22 protein-coding genes are annotated in these 25270 nt (G+C 57.7%); 9 read left to right on the forward strand and 13 right to left on the reverse strand.

The genetic code is table 11. From position 1 onward, the window contains the following. Positions 1-241 precede the first annotated feature (241 nt). The 6 genes from P4G45_RS01875 to nadC form a co-directional block, all read right to left on the reverse strand. On the reverse strand, positions 242-2995 hold the full coding sequence (locus tag P4G45_RS01875) for a ComEC/Rec2 family competence protein (protein ID WP_348268004.1): 2754 nt from the start codon (positions 2993-2995) through the stop codon (positions 242-244). 28 nt (positions 2996-3023) lie between these two features. After that, complete coding sequence (rlmD, locus tag P4G45_RS01880) at positions 3024-4349, reverse strand: 23S rRNA (uracil(1939)-C(5))-methyltransferase RlmD (protein WP_348268005.1); 1326 nt, start codon at positions 4347-4349, stop codon at positions 3024-3026. Positions 4350-4394: 45 nt separating this feature from the next. Further along, the gene (locus tag P4G45_RS01885; protein ID WP_348268006.1) at positions 4395-5111 is read right to left on the reverse strand and encodes a hypothetical protein; all 717 of its coding nucleotides are present in this window, start codon (positions 5109-5111) and stop codon (positions 4395-4397) included. A gap of 6 nt (positions 5112-5117) precedes the next feature. After that, positions 5118-5966, reverse strand: coding sequence for a type III pantothenate kinase (locus P4G45_RS01890; RefSeq protein WP_348268007.1), 849 nt, complete (start codon positions 5964-5966; stop codon positions 5118-5120). A gap of 15 nt (positions 5967-5981) precedes the next feature. After that, the gene (locus P4G45_RS01895) at positions 5982-6794 is read right to left on the reverse strand and encodes a biotin--[acetyl-CoA-carboxylase] ligase (RefSeq protein ID WP_348268008.1); all 813 of its coding nucleotides are present in this window, start codon (positions 6792-6794) and stop codon (positions 5982-5984) included. Positions 6795-6863: 69 nt separating this feature from the next. Continuing rightward, positions 6864-7748 (reverse strand): carboxylating nicotinate-nucleotide diphosphorylase, encoded by an 885-nt coding sequence (gene nadC / locus P4G45_RS01900; protein ID WP_348268009.1) that lies wholly within the window; start codon positions 7746-7748, stop codon positions 6864-6866. A gap of 58 nt (positions 7749-7806) precedes the next feature. Here nadC and P4G45_RS01905 point away from each other — a divergent pair, with 58 nt between their 5' ends. Next, a complete protein-coding gene (locus P4G45_RS01905) occupies positions 7807-8211 on the forward strand; it encodes a hypothetical protein (protein ID WP_348268010.1) in 405 nt (134 codons plus the stop codon). Positions 8212-8216: 5 nt separating this feature from the next. On the opposite strand, the gene P4G45_RS01910 is transcribed toward P4G45_RS01905, so the two are convergent. Then, on the reverse strand, positions 8217-10976 hold the full coding sequence (locus tag P4G45_RS01910; protein WP_348268011.1) for a valine--tRNA ligase: 2760 nt from the start codon (positions 10974-10976) through the stop codon (positions 8217-8219). A 133-nt stretch (positions 10977-11109) separates the two neighbouring features. On the opposite strand from P4G45_RS01910, the gene P4G45_RS01915 reads away from it, so the two are divergent. Further along, a complete protein-coding gene (locus P4G45_RS01915) occupies positions 11110-11601 on the forward strand; it encodes a hypothetical protein (protein WP_348268012.1) in 492 nt (163 codons plus the stop codon). A 63-nt stretch (positions 11602-11664) separates the two neighbouring features. Next, positions 11665-12303 carry a cysteine dioxygenase family protein gene (locus P4G45_RS01920; protein ID WP_348268013.1) on the forward strand — a complete coding sequence of 213 codons (639 nt, stop codon included), beginning with the start codon at positions 11665-11667 and terminating at the stop codon, positions 12301-12303. A 14-nt stretch (positions 12304-12317) separates the two neighbouring features. Here the strand turns inward: P4G45_RS01920 and P4G45_RS01925 are convergent, their stop codons facing one another. Together P4G45_RS01925 and P4G45_RS01930 are read right to left on the reverse strand one after the other, a co-directional pair. Beyond that, positions 12318-13076 (reverse strand): SDR family oxidoreductase, encoded by a 759-nt coding sequence (locus P4G45_RS01925; protein ID WP_348268014.1) that lies wholly within the window; start codon positions 13074-13076, stop codon positions 12318-12320. A gap of 18 nt (positions 13077-13094) precedes the next feature. Further along, positions 13095-14471 carry an FAD-binding oxidoreductase gene (locus P4G45_RS01930; RefSeq protein WP_348268015.1) on the reverse strand — a complete coding sequence of 459 codons (1377 nt, stop codon included), beginning with the start codon at positions 14469-14471 and terminating at the stop codon, positions 13095-13097. Positions 14472-14733: 262 nt separating this feature from the next. Here P4G45_RS01930 and P4G45_RS01935 point away from each other — a divergent pair, with 262 nt between their 5' ends. Next, complete coding sequence (locus tag P4G45_RS01935; RefSeq protein ID WP_348268016.1) at positions 14734-15783, forward strand: helix-turn-helix domain-containing protein; 1050 nt, start codon at positions 14734-14736, stop codon at positions 15781-15783. A 257-nt stretch (positions 15784-16040) separates the two neighbouring features. Next, on the forward strand, positions 16041-16388 hold the full coding sequence (locus P4G45_RS01940; RefSeq protein ID WP_348268017.1) for a hypothetical protein: 348 nt from the start codon (positions 16041-16043) through the stop codon (positions 16386-16388). 59 nt (positions 16389-16447) lie between these two features. Here P4G45_RS01940 and rplT read toward each other — a convergent pair whose 3' ends face one another. Both rplT and rpmI read right to left on the reverse strand, forming a co-directional pair. Further along, the gene (gene rplT, locus P4G45_RS01945; RefSeq protein WP_348268018.1) at positions 16448-16831 is read right to left on the reverse strand and encodes a 50S ribosomal protein L20; all 384 of its coding nucleotides are present in this window, start codon (positions 16829-16831) and stop codon (positions 16448-16450) included. 182 nt (positions 16832-17013) lie between these two features. After that, the gene (rpmI, locus tag P4G45_RS01950; RefSeq protein ID WP_348268019.1) at positions 17014-17211 is read right to left on the reverse strand and encodes a 50S ribosomal protein L35; all 198 of its coding nucleotides are present in this window, start codon (positions 17209-17211) and stop codon (positions 17014-17016) included. Positions 17212-17356: 145 nt separating this feature from the next. On the opposite strand from rpmI, the gene bla reads away from it, so the two are divergent. From bla to P4G45_RS01965, 3 genes are read left to right on the forward strand one after another with little or no spacing between them, the layout of a single operon-like run. Then, positions 17357-18241 (forward strand): subclass B3 metallo-beta-lactamase, encoded by an 885-nt coding sequence (gene bla, locus P4G45_RS01955; protein ID WP_348268020.1) that lies wholly within the window; start codon positions 17357-17359, stop codon positions 18239-18241. Positions 18242-18294: 53 nt separating this feature from the next. Then, entirely contained in the window at positions 18295-19632 is a 1338-nt protein-coding gene (locus tag P4G45_RS01960; protein ID WP_348268021.1) for a M48 family metallopeptidase, read from the forward strand. A 24-nt stretch (positions 19633-19656) separates the two neighbouring features. Further along, a complete protein-coding gene (locus tag P4G45_RS01965) occupies positions 19657-20001 on the forward strand; it encodes a histidine triad nucleotide-binding protein (protein WP_348268022.1) in 345 nt (114 codons plus the stop codon). Positions 20002-20203: 202 nt separating this feature from the next. Here the strand turns inward: P4G45_RS01965 and P4G45_RS01970 are convergent, their stop codons facing one another. Beyond that, positions 20204-21304, reverse strand: coding sequence for a response regulator (locus tag P4G45_RS01970; RefSeq protein WP_348268023.1), 1101 nt, complete (start codon positions 21302-21304; stop codon positions 20204-20206). Between the two features lie 1011 nt (positions 21305-22315). Between P4G45_RS01970 and P4G45_RS01975 the strand changes: the two genes are divergently transcribed. Beyond that, the gene (locus P4G45_RS01975; protein WP_348268024.1) at positions 22316-22981 is read left to right on the forward strand and encodes an OmpH family outer membrane protein; all 666 of its coding nucleotides are present in this window, start codon (positions 22316-22318) and stop codon (positions 22979-22981) included. A gap of 365 nt (positions 22982-23346) precedes the next feature. Here the strand turns inward: P4G45_RS01975 and lepA are convergent, their stop codons facing one another. After that, a complete protein-coding gene (gene lepA / locus P4G45_RS01980) occupies positions 23347-25149 on the reverse strand; it encodes a translation elongation factor 4 (RefSeq protein ID WP_348268025.1) in 1803 nt (600 codons plus the stop codon). Positions 25150-25270: the final 121 nt, after the last annotated feature.

A 25270-nucleotide genomic window follows, 5' to 3' on the forward strand; every position in this document is an offset into this window, starting at 1 on the left:
CGATCCGTTCATACGCATCGCTGAATGTGTGGGGTTATTTGTCGGCCCATTATCGTCGTGGAAAGCGGTCCGGCCAAGGTGTCTTTTTATCATATGGAAGCAACGATAAGATAGACCCGCTCCGCAGATTGCTCACGGAAGCGAGCATCCTCTCAAGCAACATTTGCTTTACCTGCAACGGTTCCGAATCGATACAATTGGTGCCAATAGGGTGTTGAGCCTTTCGCGAAGATCCAAACTACTATTCGTCTGCCGCTCCGAGAACCTCGCGAATGCCGCCATCGCGCCCCAGCAAAAACGTAGTCAGGCCAAACTCATCCGTGCGGTAAAGCCGCGTATGTGCCGCTGCAATTCGGTCGATCACCTCTACCTTCGGATGCCCGAAGGTATTTCCCTTACCCACAGAAATCACCGCATCTTCCGGAGACGCCTCGGCAAAGAACTGAGAGGTCGTTGAGCTATTGCTCCCATGATGGCCCACCTTCAGCAGAGTTACTGCCTTTATCCGTCCATCCGCCACCATGGCCCGCTCACTCGGAGCCTCTGCATCTCCCTCCAGCAACGCCGAGGCCTTTCCATATTGCATCCGCATCACCAGAGAGTCATCATTTACCGGAACCCCGTCATTTCTGTAACTCGCCTCCGGGGCAAGCACCGAGACCTCAGTCCCACCCCAAGGCAAATCCTCCCCGGCATGAAGGTGCCGCACCACCACCCCAAGCTCTTTCGCTTCAGCCAGCAAAGCCCTGTAGGCCTCCGAATCCGGATCGATCCCCACCCACAACTCCCTCGGGCGAAAGTCTCGCATCACGGCTGGCATACCGCCCATGTGGTCGCTATGCGCATGGCTCAGTGCAATCACATCCAGCCGCCGAATGCGCCGCGACCAAAGATACGGGGCCACCACCTCCTCACCCACATCGAACCCGCTCACCACCGCCGCCGCTTCTGACGGCCCACCCACCGGGCCGCCCGCATCCACCAGCATCGTCCGTCCCTCCGGACTTACCACCAGAAGGGAATCCCCTTGCCCGACGTCAATCGCCGTGACCTCCATCACTCCCGGCGAAGTTACCGCCCGCTCCGGTAACAACACCATCAAGGCAATCAGCGGCAGCACAGCGATAGCCACCCAGCTCCACACTCTCGATCTCCTTACCGCCCAACAGCAAAATCCGCAACCCACCACCGCAAGCAAAGCCACCCACCAGACCGGCCCCGGAACCCTCATATCCGCCGCCTGAATCTGACTTACGTGTCCAATCACACCTCGAATCCCATGAAGCAAAGCTGCCGTCACCGCCCCCGGAATCACAGCCAGCACGGGACTCACGAGCGCCGCGCAAAATGTCACCAATGCCAGTGGAGCCAGCACCGCCACCAGCGGCACGCTCAGCATATTCGCAGGCAGCGCAAACATCGTTGCTCGATGAAAGTACATGGCCATCGGCAGCACCATTAACGTTTCCACCACTACTCCGATCAGCACCAGCTCCAACGCCCAGAATCCGCACCGCACCATGTACGCCGGAATCCCACGCGCCCATCGCCCCAGCAAGCCTGCGAATGCGTCGCCCCAGACCCGCAGCATTACGCGAAACTGCGCTACCCGAGGTCGTAGACGCACATCCTCCCACTCGTCCCAAAGCTGCCGCGCCGCCCGCGCATAGTCTCCCGGGCCGCGCTCCCACAGCGGAACCGCAATTCCACCAATCGCTACAATCGCCAGAAACGTCATCTGAAAGCTCGCCTCAAACAAGCTGCCCGGAGTCCATACCAGTACCCCCAGCGCCGCTGCACCCAACGCATTCAGCACGTTTCTGTCTCGCGATAGCAACCGCGCCACAAGAAAGATAACGATCATCCAAAAAGCCCGCTGCATGGGAACCCCAAACCCGGTCAGCAACGCATAACCAGCCGTTAGCCCAATCGTCAATAGCGTGGCCAGCCACTCGCTCAGCCTCAGCCGCCGTGCCATCCAGAAAACCAGCCCCGCCAGCAGCGCTACATGCATCCCCGAAACCACGAAGAGGTGAAACGACCCCGTCCGCTCAAATCCCAGCCGCAACGCGCGGTTCAATCCGGAGCGGTCGCCAAACAGCATGGCATTCAGCATCCCCGCATCGTCTGCGCTCAACCGCAACGCAGGAGGCATCCGCCGGTTCGCACCCGACCGGACATATCCCGAAATCCTGTCCGCCGCCCAGCTCTGCGTCGCATACACCCTACACTGCAGGTCACGCGTACCCTCTCCCAGCAGAGTTACCTTACTGGCCTTGACCGTCGCATGAAACCCCAAGCCCTGTCCCAGCAAATAGTCCGCATACTGCCAGGCTCCCGGGTCGCGATACCGCTCCGGCACCTTCAATCGCATCGGCCCTTCAATGACATCACCGCACTTCAAATCGGGTAACGTGGCTGCATTCGCCAGTACCGTGACCCGCACCCCACCATCCACCGAGACCATCCGCGAAATGTCCGGCGTCAAATACTCCACGTCCTGCACCTGCAAGTCGACCGAGACAGCCTCTGCCGCGTCGGGCTCCTTCTCCAGCCACCATGCCGGATCATTATCCTGATCGACAGCCTTCTGACGAGGAGGCAGCTTCCGCACCCTCACCACGCGCCCCCTCACCTGTCTGCTCAACCCATCGGCATAGTTCTGCAAAGCGGTCTGCGGAATTGGAACCGGCTGTACCTCGGCACACCACATTCCCACCACCATCCAGACCGCAGCCACCGGTAAAATTGCAACCCGAAGGGACCATCGCAACCCAACGATAGCTAGCCCCGCCAGAAAAGCCAAAGCCACCAGCAGCACCACCGCTGGCTGCCGGTTCCGTGCCATGACTTCACCCAGTGCAAACCAGACTGCCGCAGCCAGCAGAGGAGCCCGCCCAAACCGCAGCCGCTCGACCCCAGTCCACCTCCAAAGCGCAGGATCAGGCCCACCACTCGCGTTGTCAGTTTTTAGAGCTCTGCTAACTGACCGCATCCACCATCCATTGCACCGCCTTCATAAGTTAGAGGCGGCGCAGAATCACAACTGTCTCCTGGTGAAACGTCTGTGGAAACATATCGACAAGATGTAACTCATTGATTCTGTAGCCGAAGTCTACCAGAGCCTTCAAATCGCGCCCCAAAGTTACCGGGTCGCAGGAGACATAAACTATCTCTCTGGCCTTCAATCGCCCCAGCAGCTCGCAAACCTCCGCGCCTACTCCGGCACGTGGGGGGTCCATCACCACCAGATCCGGCCTCTCCCGTTGCACCACCGCCCCACGCAGAAACTCCAGGGTGGTCGCCGCAATTGCTCGCCTTCCGGGTCCTTTGAAGGTCTTCGCCAGATCGTCCGCCGCAGCTTCCACCGCGACGACTTCGTCGAACCCTGCTTTCAAGGCCCGTGAAAAAAGTCCCACTCCGGCATACAGATCCCAGGCCAGCGCCCCGCTGCGACCATGCGCGACGATCCGCACCAACTCCTCCACTAGAAAGCGATTCACCTGAAAAAATCCGCCGCGGCTGACCCAATATTTTTCTCCTGCCGCCGCGTAGCTCAACCCCTCGGCCCCCCATGCGGCTATTGGTCGCGGTCTCTCCATCCGTCGCCCCTGCAGCGAGCCTTCTGGCCTCAGCATCATCACACCAGCGCCTGCCAACTCCGGCAACAATCCTTGCAAGCACTCACAAAAAGTATCGAATCCCGAAACTGGAGATGGAACCTGATTCTGCCGCACATACACCGTCATCTGTAACGCGCGTGCATCTTTCGTCGTAAAGAACTCAATCTCCGCCGCCGCTCTTACCCACCTCGCCGTGTCAGCATCTTCCGCTAGCTTCAACACTGCCTCGGCCGCACGCCACAACACCGGCGCTGCAATGGGGCACTCCTTCACCGGCAGAAACTCATTCGACGCCCGCCGCAGGTACCCAACCCGCGGCGAACCTTCTACGTCAGCCACGCGCAGCCGTATGCGATTCCGATAACCCCACGCCTCGCTCGCGTGAACCTGCACCTCCGGCAAGTCCACCAGGGCCGCCCGCTCAAGCGTCTCCCGCAGAATCAGAGTCTTCAACTCAAGCTGTGTTTCATACTTCGCATGTTGATAGTGACATCCGCCACACGCCCCAAAGTGCACGCAGTTCGGCTGCGCCCGCTCATTCGAAGCCTCCAGAACCTGGATCAACTCTGCATCCGCAAAGCCGTTCCTGCTCTCCTTCAGGCGAGCCTCGACCAACTCTCCCGGCAGTGTAAACGGAACAAAGACGGTCTTCCCGGCACCCTCTTCTTCTGTTTGATGAGCCAACCCAGCCCCACCATAAACCACCTTCTCAATTCTTACCTTCATCCGTTGCTGTCCTTCTTCGCTCACTCAGACACCGGCTAGGGGGTTCTATTCATGGCTCATATAAAAAAGGCTCAGCCTCGGCAGCTTCCACGCTTCCAGCATCCGCTTCTGTAGAAACTGCTGCTGGACCTGTTTGATCTGTACTGCCTGCATCTTCCCCTTGTACGGCGCAAGCTCACGCGCAGCCTGTTCCCGAAGTCCCACCATCTCCTCTTCAGGCGCAGCCATCAGCAGAGCCGCAAACAGCTTCTCCTCCAGCACCGTCAGCGTCCGGTCGAGCTCTTCGAGCGACATCACCGGGTCAGCAACCAGCCCCAAAGCCAGCGCTCGCAGCCGTGCCGCGACCTCTACCGCGACTGCATCTGCCGGTGCGCTCAACTTCGCCCTCTCGAGGATAACCGCGTTTGCTTCGAGATAGCGCCCCACCCGTTCCGTCTCAAAGCCACTCTCCGCTGCCTCTGCCCCGGCGGCAGAAACTGCTCCAATCGCGGCCTCGCGCGCCTGTTCCACTGCTTCCATCACACTCTGCGCGCACCATGCAAGCCCATTCACCTTCCGCGCCCTGCCCGCAGCCCGTAACACCTTGGCATCATGCTTATCAAACGCGTTATCAATGCCGCGCAGCACAGCCTCCAGAGGAATGCCCGCCTCGCGCCACGTCTCAATCAGCGCCCAGTCCAGCGTGGACAGCATCAGCAGTGACCCGCGCCGCTGCTGAAACCGCTCCTCGATCTCCGTAAAGTAATTGAAATAGTTCTGCATGGATATCTAAGCGTGCGGCTGTTTGTTCTCTAATGCAACAGTCCCGCGCTTCCTGTGCCGGTCAAGATTGCGCTCATAGACAATCCGCAATCCCGTCAAGGTCAGCATCTCATCGACCGCCCCGATATACTTTGACCCTTCGGCGATCAGTTTCGCCAGGCCACCCGTGGCAACGGTCTTCGTCCCGGGCCCCGTCTCCGCGATCATCCGTTCTAAAATCCCATCCACGAGCCCGATATAGCCGTAGTATAAGCCGATCTGAATGTTATCGACCGTTCCTGTTCCAATCACCTTCAGCGGCTTCTTCACGCTGATCCGGGGCAGCCGCGCCGCGCGGGCAAACAACGCATCAGCAGAGATTCCTAATCCGGGTGCAATCGCCCCTCCCATAAACTCGCCCTTCTTCGAGATCACATCGAAGGTCGTCGCGGTGCCCATGTCCACTACGATCGTCGGTCCGCCAAATCGTTCGAACGCTGCAACGCAGTTCACAATTCGGTCTGCGCCGACCTCTGTCGGATTGTCCGTCAACACCGGAAGCCCGGTCTTCACCCCCGGCTCGATGAACAACGGCTTCACATGAAAATAAACCTCGCAGACCTGGCGCAGCGTCGAATCCAGGGGAGGCACGACCGACGAGACCGCAATCCCGTCCACCACTCCAATCTCCAACCCTCTCAGCCCAAACAAATTCCGCAGCAGCACGCCAAACTCATCTACCGTCTGCTTCGCCGGAGTCGTAATTCTCCAGTTCGCAACCAGCTCTGTAACGGCAGCGTCAGTGGAGTTTCCGTCTCCGAGCCGGTAAAGCCCAAGCACGGTATTTGTATTGCCGACATCCATCACCAACAGCATCGCAATCTCGCCTCGTTACCCTTCCCGAACCCCGCCTGAAAGCACGGTATGCAGTACGCCATCGTCCCCATCAACCAACAAAAATCCGCGTCCATCGAGCCCTGCCGTCACGCCAGTATAGCCGCCGCCTTCGTCCACCTTGACGCGCTTGCCGCGCACCCAGCTCGAAGCGCTGGCAAACCGCTGCAATAACCCGGCACCGACCTGCCGCTCCCGATGTTCCTGCATCAGAAGTTCAATTTCCTCATCCAACGCCCGCAGCAACGCTATCAACAACGCTTCCCGTGAAACCTCGCCCCGGCTCTCCATTCGCAACGAAGTAGCCAGTGCTTCGATCTCGGCAGGAAACGCGGCATGGTTCACGTTGATGCCAATGCCAATTACCGCATATCGCAGCATCGCTACTTCCACATCCTGAGCCGGAGAGGCGGCAGTCTCGACCAGTATTCCGCCGCATTTGCGTCCATTCAGCAGCAGATCGTTCGGCCACCGAATATCCACTGCGATTTCTGCCACCTCAGCAATCGCGGCCTGCGCCGCCAACCCCGTGGACAGTGGAAGCCATAAAGCCATCGTCATTGGTAGAGCGAGAGCGACCAGCGCACTCGCGTAAAGCCCATCGCCTGCTGCCGAATGCCAGCTATGGCCACCCCGCCCACGGCCTGCCGTCTGCTCATCGGCAACCCAGACACCGGCGCGCGCACCAGACTGCGCCGCCTCCAGCGCCAGCGCATTCGTCGATCCGACAGAAGGGAAGTGCAACACGCGCCCAGAGAAGGTCGTTCCAGCAAGACCCGCGTCCACCGCAGCTAAATCAAACGTAGTCAAAATTCATCCCGTAAAAGGAAAGAATGTCCGTGTTCCTTCGCGCAAATCCGCGGTCTATTCACGCCGCTCTCAGTAAACATCCGCCGTAATCTTCATGCTCAAATCCACAGCCACAGCTGAGTGCGTCAGCGCGCCCACCGAAATGAAATCCACACCCGTCAGCGCGTAGTCTCGCACTGTCTTCAAATTCATATTGCCCGAAGCCTCAATCGGCGCGCCCGGCAGCCCAGCACGAATCTGCTTCACCGCCTTCTTCACTACCGCAGGCGTCATATTGTCCAGCAGAATCGATTCCGCCCCACCCGCAATTGCCTGCTCCAGTTCCGTCTGGCTGCGTACCTCGACCTGCACAATCTGCCCGGGTTTGCGCCCTTTGAGCGCTCGCTCCAGCGTCACAGGAAGGCCTCCGCCGAGCGAGATGTGGTTGTTCTTAATCAGGATTCCGTCCTGTAGATCCAGCCGGTGATTCACGCCGCCGCCGCAGCAGACAGCGTATTTATCCAGCGCCCGAAGCCCCGGAATCGTCTTTCGCGTATCCAGAATCTTCGCCTGGGTTCCGGCAACGGCCTTCACAAACTGGTTCGTCAGCGTCGCAATGCCGCTCATACGCTGCATCAGATTCAGGGTCACGCGCTCGCATGACAGGATTGCCGAAGCATTATGCCGAATCACCGCCAGCGATTGTCCCTTCTTCACGCGCACGCCGTCGAAGATCTCCGGATGGCTCACCACCTCGAACCGTCCCAGCGGTGTCGACGACATCTTCGAAAAGATATCCAAAATCGCTGGAATGCATCCCAGCCCTGACACTACGCAGTCTTCCCTGGCAATAATCGTGCCCGAAGCACGTAGCCCCCTGTCGATGGTCAGCGCCGTCGTCACATCGTTGGCGACCTTATCTTCCACCAGCGCCGCTTCAAGAATCGTTCGTATCCGTTTACTCTTCCAGTCCATTCTGTAATCCTAAACCCGTCGTCCGCATCTCAATGGAAGCACTTTCGAGGAAGCAGCCATGCTCATGTCCCTGCATCGCCAATTCGCCTACCTCTTCCTGCTCGCGCTGCCGATTGCCTGCGCCTCATGGACCGTTACCCACGAAGAGGTCTTCCGGGAACCCCGCGAATGGTGCAAGGACAGGAGCCAGAACTGCCATCCTCTTCCCGTTCGGAAATTTTTCTATCTATTTACCTGCGAATATTGTTTCAGCCACTATATAGCGGCCTTTTTCCTCATCATCACGCAGTTCCAGATGCTGTACGATGGCTGGCGCGGCTATCTCATCGCCTGGTTTGCCCTGGTCTGGGTCGCCAATATCTATATGAGCTTCTTCAACCGCCTGCGCCTCGACATCAAGCACGAAAATGTAGCTATCGCCACCGACGAGATCGTCAAAGAGAAGGTCCAAGCCCAGCCATAGGCAAGTTAGGCCACAGGCAAAGCCTCCAGCGCAGCCTTCGTCTTGTCGTGCAGCATTTGGGTCTCCGCCGCCTGCTTGCGCAGCCCATCCACAATATGCGCTGGCGCCTTGGCCATAAACGCATCATTTCCCAACTGACGCTCAGCCGCCGCGAGCCCCTTCTCAAACTTGGCCAGGTCTTTCGTCAGCCGCTCACGCTCTGCGACCACATCGATCTGACGCTCGTACACCACAGCCACATCGAAGTCGGCTGTACTCCGCGCCCCATCACCGGTCAGTGCAGCCGATGCAAACTCAACCTCACTAACCCGTGCCAGCCGCCTCAGTAGATCGGCATTGTCATCGGCCAGCGCCACTACGCGGTTTGCCGCAAACACGCGAATCGGAGCAGCCTCTTTCTCTGGAACCGCCATCTCTTTTCGAAGTCCACGCACCGTCACAATCATCTGCTGTAGCACCTCCATCGCGGAGACACTGGCAGCATCCGCAGCCACATCCTCAGCCCGTGGAAACCGCGTCAGCGCAATCGACTTCGCTGGCTTTGCAGCGTCGTAAAACGCATTCCAGATCTCCTCCGTAATAAAAGGCATAAACGGACTCAGCAGCCGCAACGCCGCTTCAAAGACCGCCAGCAAGGTCGTCAGCGCCGTCTTCGCAGCAGTCAGGTCAGCCCCTTCGCCAAATTCCAGCCGCAGCTTCACAATCTCGATATACCAGTCGCAGAAATCACCCCAGAAGAACTGGTACACGGCACTCGCCGCCTCATCGAACCGGTAAGCCCTCAGCGAAGCATCTACGGCGGCCGCTGTCGCTCCCAGCCGCGACAATATCCATCGCGTCTCCAGCGGAGCACTCTCGACATTCTTCAGCGCAGCGCCCAGTTTCGTCAGATCGACGACTACTCCTGCTTCGCACGCCCGGTCCACCTGCATAAACAAGAATCGCGCCGCATTCCAAATCTTGTTAGCGAAGGCTCTATATCCGTCTGTGCGCTCCTCGCTGAAGGCAATATCCGTTCCGGGGCTGGCCATGCTCGCCAGCGTAAACCGCACCGCATCCGTGCCGTATTTTTTGACCACCTCGATGGGGTCAATCACGTTGCCCTTCGTCTTCGACATCTTCTGCCGCTCCGCATCCCTCACCAGAGCATGGATGTAGACCTCACGAAACGGCACCGCATCCTTCAACTCGCGCTTGCTGCCATCCGGCATCGGCACATCCAGCATGAAGTGGCAGCTCAGCATAATCATCCTGGCCACCCAGAAGAACAAAATATCGAAGCCTGTCACCAGCAACTGCGTGGGATAAAACGCCGCCAGATCAGGCGTTTTTTCCGGCCACCCGAAGACGGTGAAGGGAAGCAGTCCTGAAGAGAACCACGTATCCAGAACATCGGTCTCCTGCAATATTTCAGTCGACCCACAGTGCCCGCACTTCAGCGGAGTCTCCCGCGCCACCGTCGTGTCGCCGCAAGCCCCGCAATGCCACGCCGGAATCCGATGTCCCCACCAAAGCTGGCGTGAGATGCACCAGTCATGGATGTTCTTCATCCATTCGTCATACGTCTTGCGGTACTGGTCGGGCGTGAATTTGATGTAGCCCTTGTCCACCGCTTCGATCGCTTTGTCCGCCAGCGGCTGGATCTTCACGAACCACTGCTGCGAGAGCCGCGGCTCAATGACAACGCCGGTCCTCTGGCTCAGGCCAATCGACAGCGTGTGATCCTTCACATCCACCAGTAGCCCGAGTTCTTTCAGGTCTTCAACGATCTTCGTACGCGCGGCGTATCTATCCAGCCCGTGATATGGCGACCCGGGCAGCAGCACATGCGCGGTCTCATCCAGAATCGTCAGGTTTGGAAGGCCGTGCCGCTGCCCAATCGCAAAGTCATTGGGATCGTGCGCCGGAGTTACCTTCACCGCGCCTGTACCGAACTCGGGCTTAGCCCAGTCGTCCGCCAGAATCGGAATCTCACGGTCGGGCCCACTATTCACGCCGCTTAGCGGCAGCTTGACCATCTTGCCCTGCACCGCAAGGTACCGCTCATCTGTAGGATTCACCGCGACAGCCGTATCTCCGAGCATGGTCTCCGGCCGCGTCGTCGCCACGACAATCGATCCCGAACCATCCGCCAGAGGATAACGAATGTGATAAATCTTCCCCAGCCGCTCCTCGTGCTCCACCTCCAGATCGCTCACCGCAGTCTGAATCGCCGGGTCCCAATTGACGATGTACGCTCCGCGATAGATCAGTCCCTGCTCGTGCAGGCGGACAAATGCCTCTTTCACGGCCACGCTCAACCGCTCGTCCATGGTGAAGTATTCGCGGCTCCAGTCCACGCTCGCGCCCAGCCGCTTCATCTGGTCGAGGATGGCCCCCCCGTAAACGCCCTTCCACTCCCAAACCCGGTCCACAAACGCTGAGCGGCCAAGTTCCTGCCGTTTTGTTCCTTCAGAGGCAAGCTGTCGTTCCACCATCATCTGCGTGGCAATTCCAGCATGGTCCGTTCCCGGAACCCACATCGAGACCTCGCCTGACATCCGGTGCCACCGGGTCAGAATGTCCATCTCCGTCTGGTTGAGCATATGGCCCATGTGCAACCGACCGGTCACATTCGGCGGCGGCAGCAGCATGGTGAACTTCTTTACGCCTTCCTGCGTACCTTCAGCAGTGGCGACGTCAAACAGGCGCTCCCGCACCCAGGACTCGGCCCAGCGCTCTTCAATAATGGACGGATCATATGCTTTTGGCAGTTCGTGGCTCATGTTCTTTAACCCTAGCATCGACAGATAGTGAAAATGTATGGTTTTGCCCTTAGCTTGCCGGAAACACTCACCATTGTTTTTCTTCGTCCATCCTGCCCAACGCCGCCGTACACTACCTCCCACGAGGACATTCATGACTAAGCTGTTTCTTGCCGCCGCCCTCCTTCTCTTCGTTTTCACTCCATTCGCGAGGGCGAAAAGCAACCGTTCCAGCTTCGGCAGCGACATTACTGTCGTTGAAGGCGAAAGTGCCGATAATATAGCCTGCGCCTTCTGCTCCGTCCACATCCAAGGAGACGCGCAGGGCAACGTAGCCGTTCTCTTTGGCAGTGTCACAGTTGCTCCCACTCACAATATCTCCGGCAATGTAGCCATTTTCGGCGGAGACCTGAATCTCAACGACGAAGCCGTAGTCGGAGGCAACGTGGCCATCATGGCCGGCAACGCAAACCTCGCTTCAACCGCCACCATCCACGGAGCCCGCACCGTCCTTCCCGGACGCCTCTGGCTCCTGCTCCCCTTCACGCCGCTGTTCATCTTCATCGGAATCATCTGGCTCATCGTCTATCTGGTATGCCGCAACCGCTATCAGTTTCCCGTTTATCCCAACGGCCGCGGGTTCTGATATTGGCAGGGAATATAGATCGAAGCTCGCCGCAGGCTCTAAAATGGATACTGGAGTGAGCCGATGACGACAAGCTCTGCAATTGCGAGAACCACCCATCCTCTACGAACCGGCATCACCGATTTCGTGGCAGGTCTGCGCGAATTAGAGCGCGATCTGATCACCAAGGATCGTATCGCCGAGTACATGGCTGCGACCACCCTGCGGCCCGAGGCGCTCCACGACTACGTCTGGTGGCGAGACAGCTTCTACACAAGAAACCTCATCTACCGGGACGAGCTTTTCGAGGTGATGACCATCTGCTGGTCCCCCGGCCAGAAGACCGCGATCCATACCCACAACGGCCAACTTGGCTGGATGACGGTGTCGCAAGGCGAAGTAAGTACCCACGAGTATCACCACACCAGTTGCAATGCGCCCGAGAATCAGAACGTCGTGAACATCGATTGTCTCGGCGGCGCGACGGAGTTGCAGATCGACAAGGTAAGGACGGTAGTCTGCGCCGAAGGCAGTGGCATGGTGACCGTGGACAAGTTGCAGACGATCCACCAGATCGAGAATTCCGGGACCACCGGCTGCATCAGCCTGCATGTCTACTCAAAGCCATTCGATAGTTGCATCGCCTTCGATCTCGAGAAACAGCGGTGCTATCGACGCCAGTTGAGCTATTTCAGCAAAGACGGCCACCCGTTGGAGAAGTAGCCGCGCCGGTCGCATCACAGATTGAGCTTCTTGAAGAACCGCTCCGGGATGTGCCGAATGATGAACATGATCGGCTGCCACTGGAAGGGCACATAGAGAACATCGTGCCGCTTATCGATCGCCTTGACGATACTTTGCGCGACCTTATCGACATCGGCGAATTTCTCGCTCCCCTTCATGCCGGAGGTCATTGAGGTCTTGACCGGCCCAGGCTTAATCGTCAGCACTGTAACGCCTTCGCGGTCAATGCGGTTACGCAGGCCATCTAGAAACGCCGACAGGCCAGCCTTGGACGAGCCATAAAGGTAGTTCGACTTGCGCCCACGATCGCCCGCAACCGAGGAGATGACGGCAAGCGTCCCTGCACGGCGCTGAACGCAGAAGTTGGCCAGCCAGGTCAGCAGCGAGACCGGTGCCATGTAGTTGGTGTAGATGATCTGCGCAGCAGTATTGAAATCCTGCTCGGCTTTGGCCTGGTCGCCGAGGATGCCGTGCGCCAGATAGGCGATGTCCAGGCCGGTAAGTGAGTTTACGGCATGAGATAGCAGCGCCGGATGGTTGTCTGTATCGTCGAGGTCGGCGACGGCGGTGTCGACGTAGCTTGCTCCGCGTGTCCTTAGATCCGCGGCAACCGCGGCAAGCTTCTCCGCATTGCGGGCTACAAGAAAGAGGCGTGCGCCCTGGCTGGCCCAGATGCGGCAGGTTGCTTCGGCGATACCGGAAGTTGCCCCGAGAACGAGGATTTTGCGGGGATTTGTATCAGTCTGACTCATAAGCTTGCTCGATCCGGATTAGGAATTTGGGGTAACGCGCTCCCAGAAGCTGGAGGTAAGTTGCGGGTCGCGGTAGCGGGCGAACTGCTGCCACTGCGGATAGAAGGCCTGGAACTGCGCCGCGGTCATGGCTGCGTCTTTGGCCGGATAAAGCCGTCCACCAAACTCGCGGGTCATGTCCGCGAGCCGTTCAAACAGAGGAAAACTCTTGTCCGGCTTGATGGGGAAGTCCAGTGCCAGCGTGATACCGGGCTTGGGGAAGCTCATCATGCCAGGCGAAGGAACATCGCCGAAGACTTTGAGCACAGCAAGGAAGCTGGCAAGGCCCGATTTGGCGACTTCTTTGAGAATCGCGATGGTGCCTTCGCGAGCATGTTCCCAGGGAATCACGTACTGGAACTGCAGCAGACCGCGCTTGCCGTACATGCGGTTCCAGTGCAGGACCTTGTCGAGCGGATAGAAGAAAGGTTCGTAATCCTGCAAAGCGACGACGCGCTCGTGGATCTGCTTGTGGAAGAAAGCAGTATTGAAGAGGCTGACCGAGAGATGATTGAGCGCGAAACCAGGCGCATCGAAGGGAAAGACCAGCTTCGGCGCGGGTGAGGGCTTCAGTTCGCTCCTCTTCGTCGAGTGATCGCCCTGCATGAAGACCCCGCGGGCGAAGTTCTTGCCGGTGGAGGCGCAGTCGATCCAACTCACGGTGTACTCGATGTCCTGGCTCTGCCGGGTAAGGTCGAGGAACTCGTCGATACCGTGGAACTGGATACCTTCGTAGTCGATCAAGCGCGAGACGATGGGTTTGAGCCGCAGTTGCGCCCAGGTGATGAGCCCGGTGAGGCCAAGACCGCCGATAGTTGCGGCGTAGAAGTCTGAGTTCTCGGTTAGCGAGCAGAGTTTGCGCGTGCCGTCGGACCGGATCAGCTCGAACTGCGTGACGTGACGGCCGAAGGTTCCCGCGACATGGTGGTTCTTGCCGTGGATATCGTTGGCGATTGCTCCGCCAAGGGTCACATATTTTGTCCCGGGCGAAACGGGAAGGAAGAAGCCGCGAGGAACGGCAAAATCTAGGATCTGGGCCAGCGTGATTCCCGCTTCGGCGGTCAGCAGACCAGTCTCGGGATCGAAGGCGATCAGGCGGTTCAGCCCTGTCGTCACGAGCAGATTGCCGCCCCTGAGCAGACAGACATCGCCATAGCTGCGTCCCATGCCCACCGGGAGCACACCGTTGTGCATCCCGCTGGCTACGGCGGGATAGTCGCTCTGCCAGTGCAGCGGAACGACATTTGCGTCGTAGTTCGGGTAGCGTCCCCAGGACTCGAAGGGCGCCTTACCCTCGAACTGCTCGTCCGGGGTGCGGAAGTCGAGTTCCGGCGTTGCTGGTGGGGCGGTCGGCATGGTCTTAGGATACCTTGCCTGTGTAACAAACGCGCTGCAGAACCATACGGATGAGCGTTGAAGGAGACGAAGATATATCCGTTAGCTCAACTTCATTGCAGCTACTCCAAAAACGCGATCATCGGGTGAAAAGAGGGGGATGAGAAGAGGCGACACGAAGATGGCCGATTTTGTCCGCTTCTTGTCCGCAAGCGTCTTTCGATCTGTTCGAGGATGCCATATGCTCAAGCAGGGTGGCATGTAAGCGGAAGGAGAGCAGCACATGGCTAACTCAAACCAGGCATCGGCCGTGATCAACCTATTCGAACCGCAACGAGTTCCGGTGTATGTGGTTTTGCCGCCGCGTACGCTTTTGCTGAATGTTGCAGGCCCCCTTGAAGTATTGCGACGGGCCAATCAAGAACAGACGAAGATGCGATTTGACGTCTCGTATGTGGCGGCAGCCGCTGCTGTGAATACATCGATCGGTCTGACGCTTGCAGATCTGGATTCGCTACCCGATGAGCTACCGCTTACGGCGATTATCGTGGTTATAGGCAATGTGGACCAGGTGATGAAAGATCCCGAGAGGTTCAGGACAAGCGTGGAGGATGAACAGGAGAAGGTCATCGTCGAGTGGCTAAGACGCGTAATTCGTCCCGAACACAAGCTGATTACGCTGTGTTCTGGCGCTCTCCTGGCAGGGCGTGCTGGTCTTTTGAATCATCGCATGTGTACAACGCACAATGTGGACTGCGATGAGTTGGAGGCGCTTGCACCGCGTGCGAAAGTGCTGCGGAATCGGCTGTATGTTAAGGACGGAAATCTATACAGCAGTGCGGGCGTGACCGCAGGGGTTGACCTGATGCTGCATGTTCTGCATGAGTTGACGGAGATACAGTGCGTGCTTGCGGTGGCGCGGTATCTCGTGATTCATCTCCAGAGAAGCGGGTCCGACCCACAGCTTTCGCCCTGGCTGGAGGGCAGAAATCATATGCATCCGGTCGTGCACCGAGTGCAGGACGCCATTGGAAGTGATCCGACGCGCCCATGGACGAGAGCGCAACTGGCCAAGATTGCCGGAGCCAGCGGGCGTCATTTGTCACGACTCTTTCATGAGCATACGGGTATGGCGATCGTGGACTATCGAAATCGGCTGCGCGTTGCGATCGCAAAGGAACTCCTGAACCAGAGCCAACTGGACATGGAAAACATCGCGGAGAAGGCCGGCTTTGAGTCGACGAGGCAGCTTCGCCGCGCATGGAGCAGGGTGTTTGCGACGAGCCCCAGGCAAGCACGGCCACCAAAAGTGAACGTGCAGCGCGTCGCCTGAAGATCTTCGCGGAAGCCTAAAACTGCTCGCATGTCCTCTCCATGGCCGATGTGCAGACCACTGCACGGACCTTTGGCAGGGCATTCTTCCTGCCAAATTGCGTTAGGGAATTTGCTATTTGACGATGCCGGATCTGACCAAAGAGCCTTATAGGACGAATGGCCTTTTATGTCCTCTCTTCGTCCGGAGCGATGCTTTTTCGAATGCCTGGAGTTGCCTAGGCTTTGACTGTACCTACTCTTCAAGGAGGCAGTCATATGCGCTTACAACGGCTATTTTCAGGCATGCTCGTTTTTGGGGTGCTCTTGCCGGTATCGGCCATCGCCCTTCCACATTCGATCCCAGTCATGAAGGACCATACCGCTCTGTCGGTCTTCAGCCGAAAGAAGACGATTAGGCTCAGCTTTCGGAACGTCTCGGCCGCGGCATTGGAATTGCGCGCTGGGGAGAAACTATTGACACTGGAACCGGGCAAAACCGAGACATTTGTGCTGCCGCTTGGGGTGCAGGTCTGCCTCAATAAGGCGACGTCAAATGGTAAAGCTGGCGATCTTGTGCTGACCGCCGCCGGCTATCTTGATCGAACAACTGTTAGCGTGCACTAATCACCACAAAAAGAAGAGGCACGGCCTGAGCCGTGCCTCTCGCTGCATTCGTAGTTTACTTATGCTGCGGTACGTGCATCCTTCGCGGACTTCAGGGCTGCCTTGGCCTGCTCTGCCAAGGTAGCGAAACCGGCGGCGTCGTTGACGGCGATGTCGGCGAGGATCTTGCGATCTAGACCGTTGCCGGCCAGCTTGAGGCCATTGATGAAGGTCGAGTAGCTCATGCCATTGATGCGGCAGGCAGCATTGATACGCACGATCCAGAGAGCGCGATACTGCCGCTTCTTCTGTTTGCGGCCGGTATAGGCGAACATGAGTCCGCGCTCGACGGCTTCCTGCGCTGCCTGATAGAGCTTGGATTTTGTGAGGAAGTAACCACTCGCGCGCTTGAGGATCTTTTTGCGGCGGTCATTGCGTTTCGTACTCCGTTTTACACGGGGCATGGTGCATCTCCTTTTGCGTACATCGTTTGAGCGGCTGGAGGTAAGGTGGCCTCTTCACTCGCTATGCAACTTCAGATCTCAGTGGACTGGCTTGCGCTTATCCAGGGGCCGGAACGCTTTGCTGGCCCTTTGCTCTTTTAGAGCGGCTTGATCTGAAAAACCGACAACTCCCTGCCTGAGGCTCAGGCGTAAGGAATCATGCGTGCTACTTTGGCGTGATCCGCCTCAGAGACCAGAACCGAGCCGCCCAACTTGCGCTTGGTCTTGGTTGCCTTCGAGGTGAGGATATGGCGCATCTTGGACTGGCCGCGCTTGAATTTGCCCGTACCGGTCTTCTTGAAGCGCTTTGCGGCGCCGCTGTGTGTCTTCAACTTTGGCATTGGTGTTCCTAACGAAGTGCTGCTTTTGTACAACCCTTTGAGTATATACGACGGCTGCCAGATTGGTGAACCTGGGTCGATATCTTCTGTACACAGGTGGATTGGATAAGGTTGGGGAAGTGAACGAAACCGGGGAGACGTATTGATGTTGAAAAGCGGAAAGTTGTGGACGAGAGCGGGCCGATTTCTGGTTCTGATGGTGGTCACCGCTGCCGTGATCGCCAAGGCGCAGGACCCGGCGTGGACGACGCCGTTTCCGTCATACCGCATCGCGGGCAACCTGTACTACGTCGGCAGCAAGGACCTGGCGTCGTACCTGATAGTGACGCCGCAGGGAGACATCCTCATCAACAGCAGCCTGCAAAGTTCGCCCGCGCTGATCAAGAAGAGCGTTGAAAAGCTTGGGTTCAAGTTCAGCGATGTGAAGATCCTGCTGATCAGCCATGCCCACTGGGATCATGATGCGGGCAGCGCCGAGGTCATGAAGCTCACCGGCGCGAAGTACATGGTGATGGATGCGGACGTTCCCGTGGTTGAGTCCGGTGGAAGGAAAGACTTCCACTATGGACGGTCGCCGGAGGATCTTTACCCGCCCGCCAAGGTAGACCGCGTGCTGCACGATGGCAGCGAAGTTCGGCTGGGAGGGACCGTGCTGGTGGCGCATCTGACGCCCGGCCACACCAAGGGCTGCACGACCTGGACGATGAAGGTTACGGAGGGCGGGAAGACATACAACGTTGTCATCGTGGGCAGTCCGAATTTGAATCCGGGCTACAACCTGGTGAATGACCCGGCCTATCCACAAATTGCACAGGACTATGAGAAGACGTTTCAAGTGCTGAAGTCCTTGCCCTGCGATATCTTTCTGGGGGCGCATGGCAGCTACTACGGGATGCTGGCGAAGTATGCCCTGCTGAAGCAGAGGGGGCCGAAGGTATTTGTCGATCCGCAGGGGTACAAGACCTATGTGGCCGATAGGGAGAGGGCTTTTCGGGCCGAGTTGGCGAAGCAGTTGAAGGGCGGCAGGTAAAAATACCGGAGCAGTTCCGACACAAAACGCCGCCGGTAGGAGTCCTACAACCAATGCGCCTTCGAACGATCCTGCTTCTGCTTGCTGCCCTGGCCGCTCTCGTCTCAGCGCCCCAGTGGGTAAAGAGCACAAGCCCAACCGAAGCGCGTGCACTATACGCAGCGGCGCATGATCGAACCGCCTATACGCTGCCGCCTGCGAAGTTGAGACAGGCTGAGGGCCTCTTCCGCACGCGGACGATACTCTACTTCGCCGGCAGTGCATGGAGCATTCTGCAACTCATCCTTCTGCTCGCGGCAGGGGTTCCGCAGCGGCTGCGCGATGGGGTAGTAAGGGCTACGAGCAATCGCCTCGCGCAGTGCTTCCTGTTTACGCTGATGCTTTTTGGGGCCATCGCAGCGCTGGATGCTCCGTTGTATATCTATGGGCATCATCTTGGACTGGCCTATGGGCTCTCCGTGCAGCATTGGCCGAACTGGCTTTGGGACCAACTCAAGAGTTTTCTGCTGGTGTGGATCGTGGGCGGCATGTTGGTAATGGTGCTGTTCTGGGTGATTCGGCGTTCGCCAAGGCGATGGTGGGTATGGTTCTGGGTTCCGGCAATGGTGGCAGTCCTGTTCGGAGTGTTTCTCGCGCCCGTGCTGGTCGATCCGCTCTTCAATAAGTTCGAACCGTTGCAGCAATCGAACCCCGCTCTGGTCGAGCAACTGGAGAAGGTCGTCGCCCGTAGCGGCATTAGCCTGCCGCCGGATCGGATGTTCTACATGCGCGCCAGCAGCAAGGTCACGGACCTGAACGCCTATGTAACCGGCTTTGGGCCGTCAAAGCGGCTTGTCCTCTGGGACACGACGATTGCGCAGGCAACGCCGGATGAACTGTCCTCTGTGTTTGGCCACGAGCTGGGCCACTATGCGCTGCATCATATCGCGCTTGGGCTGGTGTTTACCGGATTGCTGTTGTTGGTGGCCTTCTTCCTCGGCCAGAAGATGACCGAGTGGCTGCTGCGCCGTTATGGTCTGCGCTGGCGTATCCATTCACAAAACGATTGGGCTTTCCTTGCCATCCTGCTGCTGGCGTTGAATACCTTGTCGTTCTTCTCCGCGCCAGTCGAAAACGCCTTCAGCCGGGCTATTGAGCACGCTGCGGACGTCTATGGGCAGGAGGTAATTCACGGCATCGTCGCCGATCCGCAGGCGGTGACGCAACATGCCTTTCAGCGGTTGGGGGAGGCTTCGCTCGAAGATCCCACAGCGCACCCCTTTGTCGAATTCTGGACCTACAGCCATCCTTCGATTGAGAGCCGTGCAGCCTTCGCCGCCGCATACAATCCGTGGTCAACTGGCGAGCATGCAAAATATTTTTCAAATTCTGATGCGGTTTATCTCAAGTAAAATAATCCCGAACCTAATCTACCCATGACCACCGACTGCCTGTTCTGCAAAATCGTTGAAGGTAAGATTCCGGCGAGCCGCGTGTACGAGGACGAGCTCTGCATCGGGTTTCCCGACATCAATCCTCAAGCCCCGACCCATTTGCTCATCGTTCCCAAACAGCACATTGCCTCGCAGGCGAAGGCCGCCGCCGAACATACACCGCTGCTCGGCCATCTGCTCGCCACCGCGGCCAGCATCGCGCGCAGTCGCAATCTCGACAAGGGGTATCGCGTCGTCGTCAATACCGGTGAGGACGGCGGACAGACGGTGAACCATCTTCACCTTCATCTGCTTGGTGGACGGCACATGAACTGGCCACCGGGCTAGATCAAGGCAAAGACAAAATACAGGGTGTCTCTCCGCTTTCCCAGTGGACTCGCCAAGCGAGATGACGTGCTTGCAGTGTTGGATGAGACGGCGCTGCAATTTAGTTGAATGCTTCAACTATTTAAAGCTCAACTGTTCCTGTTGCAATTGAAAAAGCCCTGCGAGAGATTTCGCAGGGCTTTTTCATATTTCTTTGGAGTAATTATTGGTTGAAGTTTGGTTCATCCTCTTCCACCAGGCCATAGCGGCGCAGCAGATTGGGCAGATTCTGCGAGAATGCCGCACGTGGCATTACGGTATCGCAGCCTGCCTCGACGGCCTTTGCCTTCAGGTCCCCTTGTAAATGAGAGAGGAAGCCGACAATCGACGTGCTCCGCTTAAGCTTGGTCTTCAACTTCGGGATCAAGGTCAGCGGCTTGGCGTTGGCGTTATTGAGATCGAAGACGATCAGGCCGGGACGATCCTCTTCTTCGAGGCCGGTCAACTTCGCAATCGACTCTTTGTCGTTTTTAATGAATGCGATCTTTACACCGAGCTTGCGCGCGGTTTCCTGAATCTTCGCGATGAAAAAGAGGTCTTCGATAAAGAAGAAGATCTTGGTCGGGGCATCCTCTGGAATGGGGATGGTACGGCCCTGCGAGTAGTCGATGGGCTGCGAATCGCTCTGATAGCCGCGTCCGCCGCCGCCGCGGCCCTGGAAGTTACCGTGGCTTTCGATGGTTGAGGGCGGCGTGTCGGCGAAGTTGCCGTTGACTGCGCGATAACTGTGATCCATGGGGCCGACGAAGCTACGTGGCCCGCGTTGCTGCTGCTGTCTGCCTCCGCCTCCGCCACTCTTACGCTTGAAGCCGTTGTTTCCGGGTTGATGGCTATTGCTATCGCGGAAGCCGCCCCCGTTGCTGCCACTGGCGATGTTGCCGGGGCTTTCCGGCGAGCGCTGACGGTCGCGGTCACGAAACTTCTTCTTCCAGCGTTTGCCGGTGGCTGACCCGCCGGTGGCGTTCTGCTGACCGGTATTTGCCTGGAAGCTCGGGGAACTCTGCGGTTGTGACGGCTGCGCACTTGCGGCCTGGATGAAGCCGACAGGCTGGCCAGGGATCTGTTCAGCGCCCGGCTGCGCGGCCTGCGGAGCTTCGGGCCCTTTGCCCTTGCGCTTGCGCCGGCGACGGCGACTGCTTTTGGACTGTCCCATGCCATGGGGGACATTTGCCCCTGAAAACTGGTCGTCGCCGTCCTGTTGGGCGGCTGACATTGGCGAACCCTGGGGCGACTGCACCTCGGGTACATTCTGCTCTGAAGTCATGCTTCCACTTCCTATTGCACTAGATCGCAATTAGCGGTTTACTCTCACGCCACGGGCCTCGTCACCCTCGCGAAGATTTCGCGGAGCCAACCAAACCGGGATTGCAGCGTCGGAGGAAACGGTCTCAAATTACACTCGAACGGACGTCTTGGTATTGCTATCTGCTGCGACCAGCGATCAAATCACCAGATCTAATGCAGCCCGGAACGCCTTACCTTGGCGAACCCTCAGCCTCTACCTGTTTACGACAGAGTCCCACAAATCCACTGTGTCCGGGCTGCTGGGCCCCCAATTTCTGCATCATCACATTCAATTGGCGGTTACACAATGATCGGCACCCACAGCCGGTTCACGAGGCAAGACTTAGAGTACGCGCAATAGCCATGATTGGCAAGAACTCTCTTCATATAGACGAAGCTCTTAGTTAAAGGGTTCCCCACCAACAGCGACAACAAGCAAGTAAAAGCCGCTCAATAATTTATTGAGCGGCTTTTACATAACTGATGGCCAGTCACTGGCCTCCTGAAAGACTTCCACTCATGGAAGTGAGCCTCTCGGTCGATGGCCAAACCCTCATTCGGGGAGTAGCTTCTTTCGATCCGGGGCATTACAACCGCGCTTCAACTTCGACTCGGAGGAGTAATACTGATACAGATAGCAATCAGGCGGCCAAACTGACAAGTGAGAATTCAGAGGACTTAGGGTTCGCCTTCGGGGTTAAATATCAGAAAACAGAAGTTTCATTCAGGTTGGCTACGGTTTTTAGAATATTTTGAAAGAATTTGGAGTTTGACCGGCTACCAAGGCAGCCCTATAATCCAAGATGTTCCGCCAACCCTCTCGCTTGCCGACGGTTTGCTTGTTATGCTTACCGCGGTGTTCGAGGCAAAAGATGGTTACGCTCTTCGAGCGTTGCCATTAAGTGGATGCAGGAATGGCTCGGAAGGTCGCGATTGTGCGCCTACGGCCGGATGATTTTGGAATGATCCCCGAAGGAGTATCACACACCGCATGAATCGTACCCTTACTCTAGTCTCCGCCCTTGGCGCGGGATTGATGACCGTTGCCGGTATGGCCCAGGCACCGCAGCCCACCACCCAAACCGCCCCTGCCGCAGCTGTGGCGCCACAAGCTGTACCTGCGAAGATTGCTCTGATTGAATATGAGCAGGTTGCCGCCGCCACCAATGAAGGTCAGCATGCCATTCAGGGAATCCAGACCAAATTTGCGCCGAAGAAGGCACAGATCGACTCTGAGTCGACTGAAGTGGATTCGCTGAAGAAGCAGCTGCAGAGCGCGCCTTCCACTCTCTCGGATGAAGAGCGTGCCAGTCGTCTCCGGACCATCGACACCAAGGAAAAGCAGCTCCAGCGCGATGCCGAAGATGCGCAGACCGCCTATAACGCTGATCTGCAGGAAGCACTGGGCAAAGTAGCCCAGAAGCTTGGTCCTACCGTGGTCAAGTATGTTCAGGAGAACGGCTACACTCTGCTTTTGGACCTGAGCCAGCAGCAGGGAGGCGTTTCAGTCATGTGGGCTCAGCCGGGAACGGACATCTCCCAGGCCATCATTACCGCCTACAACGCCTCTTCCGGTGTCGCTGCTCCTACGCCTTCTGCCCCGACCCCGTCGCATCCGCGTTCGACCACCTCACACTCTTCAACAACGAAGAAGTAAGCAGCAATTTTTCGTCTAAAAACGGAGCCCTCCCAGGAGGGCTCCGTTTTAGTTTGTCTGTGGAAAATTCTGTGGATTTTTGGTGCACCCTATGATTTCGACACAAATTGTTAGCGGGATAGTCTGTCCAGACTCGGAGAAGTGGTTGCTATAACTCATCAGGAAACAATTACCTACAGAAAAGAATGCAGATATTTGCAACTATTTCATTTGTATTTTGTCAAGTATAGCGATTTCAAGGGTTTCCACAGATCGACGTTACTGATGGGTTACAGATCCCGCTTCAGGCCTTCACTCGTAACGTCAGATGGATCATCTGTTTTGCGGTGTGCGGCCCCTATAAAAGGTGGAACATCTGGTTACTTCTAATCTTCTCCGACCTTCAGCACGGCGAGGAAAGCCTCCTGGGGAATGTCCACTTTGCCGATCCGTTTCATCCTCTTCTTGCCCTCTTTCTGCTTTTCGAGGAGCTTGCGTTTCCGGCTGATGTCGCCTCCGTAGCATTTGGCGATGACATTTTTGCGAATGGCGGTGACGGTCTCACGGGCGATGACCTTGCTGCCGATGGCTGCCTGAATGGCGACCTCAAACATCTGGCGAGGAATGAGTTCGCGCATCTTGGAGACGAGCGCACGGCCCCGCTGCTGTGCGAAGTCCTTGTGGATGATGATGGAGAGCGCGTCGACGGGGTCCCCGCCGATGAGGATATCCATCTTGACCATGGGGGAGACCCAGGAGCCAGCGAGGACATAGTCGAGGGAGGCGTAGCCGCGGGAGACGGTCTTGAGGCGGTCGTAGAAGTCCAAAACAATTTCGTTCAGCGGTAGCTCGTAGGTGATCATGACGCGGGTGTCGGAGACGTACTCCATATTCTGCTGACGGCCACGCTTATCTTCGACAAGCTTCAGAATGCCGCCGACGTATTCTTCGTTGGTCAGGATCTTGGCGATGATGACTGGCTCTTCGATCTGCTCGATGTTGGAGGGATCCGGCCACCGTGAGGGATTGTCGACTTCGATGACACTGCCGTCGGTGAGCGTGATCTTGTAGCGGACGCCGGGGGCGGTGGTGATGAGGTCGAGGTTGTACTCGCGCTCCAGCCGCTCTTGAATGATTTCGAGATGGAGCAGGCCGAGAAAACCGCAGCGGAAGCCGAAGCCGAGGGCAACGGAGGACTCGGGCTCGAAGGAGAACGAAGCGTCGTTGAGGCGAAGCTTTTCGAGAGCATCGCGCAGCATGGCATGCTCGTGCGAGTCGACGGTGTAGAGACCGGCGAAGACCATGCTCTTGATGTCTTCGAAGCCGGGCAGCGCTTCGGCGCAGGGATTCTCGACCGAGGTGATGGTGTCACCAACCTTCGTGTCGGCCACGTTCTTGATCGTCGCTACAAAGAAGCCGACTTCACCCGCGGTAAGTTCCGCGATCTCGATGGGCTTCGGGGTCATGACGCCCATGCTTTCGACATCGAAGGTCTTGCCGTTGGACATTACCTTGATCTTCATGCCTTTGCGCAACTTGCCGTTGATGATGCGGGCAAGGACGATGACGCCTCTGTAGGGATCGAACCAGCTGTCGAAGATAAGCGCCTGCAGCGGAGCCTCAGGATTGCCCTGCGGCGGGGGCAGAAGCGTCACGACAGCCTCGAGGATGCTGGCGACGTTGAGGCCGGTCTTCGCGGAGACAGCGATCGCGTCGTCGGCGGGCAGGCCGACCGATTTCTCGATCATCTCTTTGGTGCGCTCGATATCGGCGCTGGGAAGATCGATCTTGTTGATGATGGGAATGATCTCAAGGCCGTTCGAGATGGCGAGATATGCATTGGCGAGCGTCTGCGCCTCGACGCCCTGTGAGGCGTCGACGACGAGAAGCGCTCCTTCGCACGATGCCAGCGAGCGAGAGACCTCGTAGCTGAAGTCGACGTGGCCGGGCGTGTCGATGAGGTTGAGCTGATAGGTCTCGCCATCATGGGCCTCATACATCATGCGGACGGTGTGGGCTTTGATGGTGATGCCGCGCTCGCGCTCGAGGTCCATGGTGTCCAGCACCTGCATCTGCATCTCGCGTGCGGTCAGCGAGCCGGTCAGCTCGAGCAGCCGGTCGGAGAGGGTGGACTTGCCGTGGTCGATATGCGCGATGATCGCGAAGTTGCGGATGTGACTTGGATCCATACGGGGTGCGAACTGCCTCAACCTTCGATGCTATCACTGCGGCAGCGTGTCGTGAGGGCGAGGTGTCGAGAGTGGAGCATGTGAGGGAATGTGCCGGTTTGAGCGCGCAATCCGTCTTACA

Source organism: Edaphobacter paludis (genome assembly GCF_039993895.1).
GTDB lineage: Bacteria > Acidobacteriota > Terriglobia > Terriglobales > Acidobacteriaceae > Edaphobacter > Edaphobacter paludis.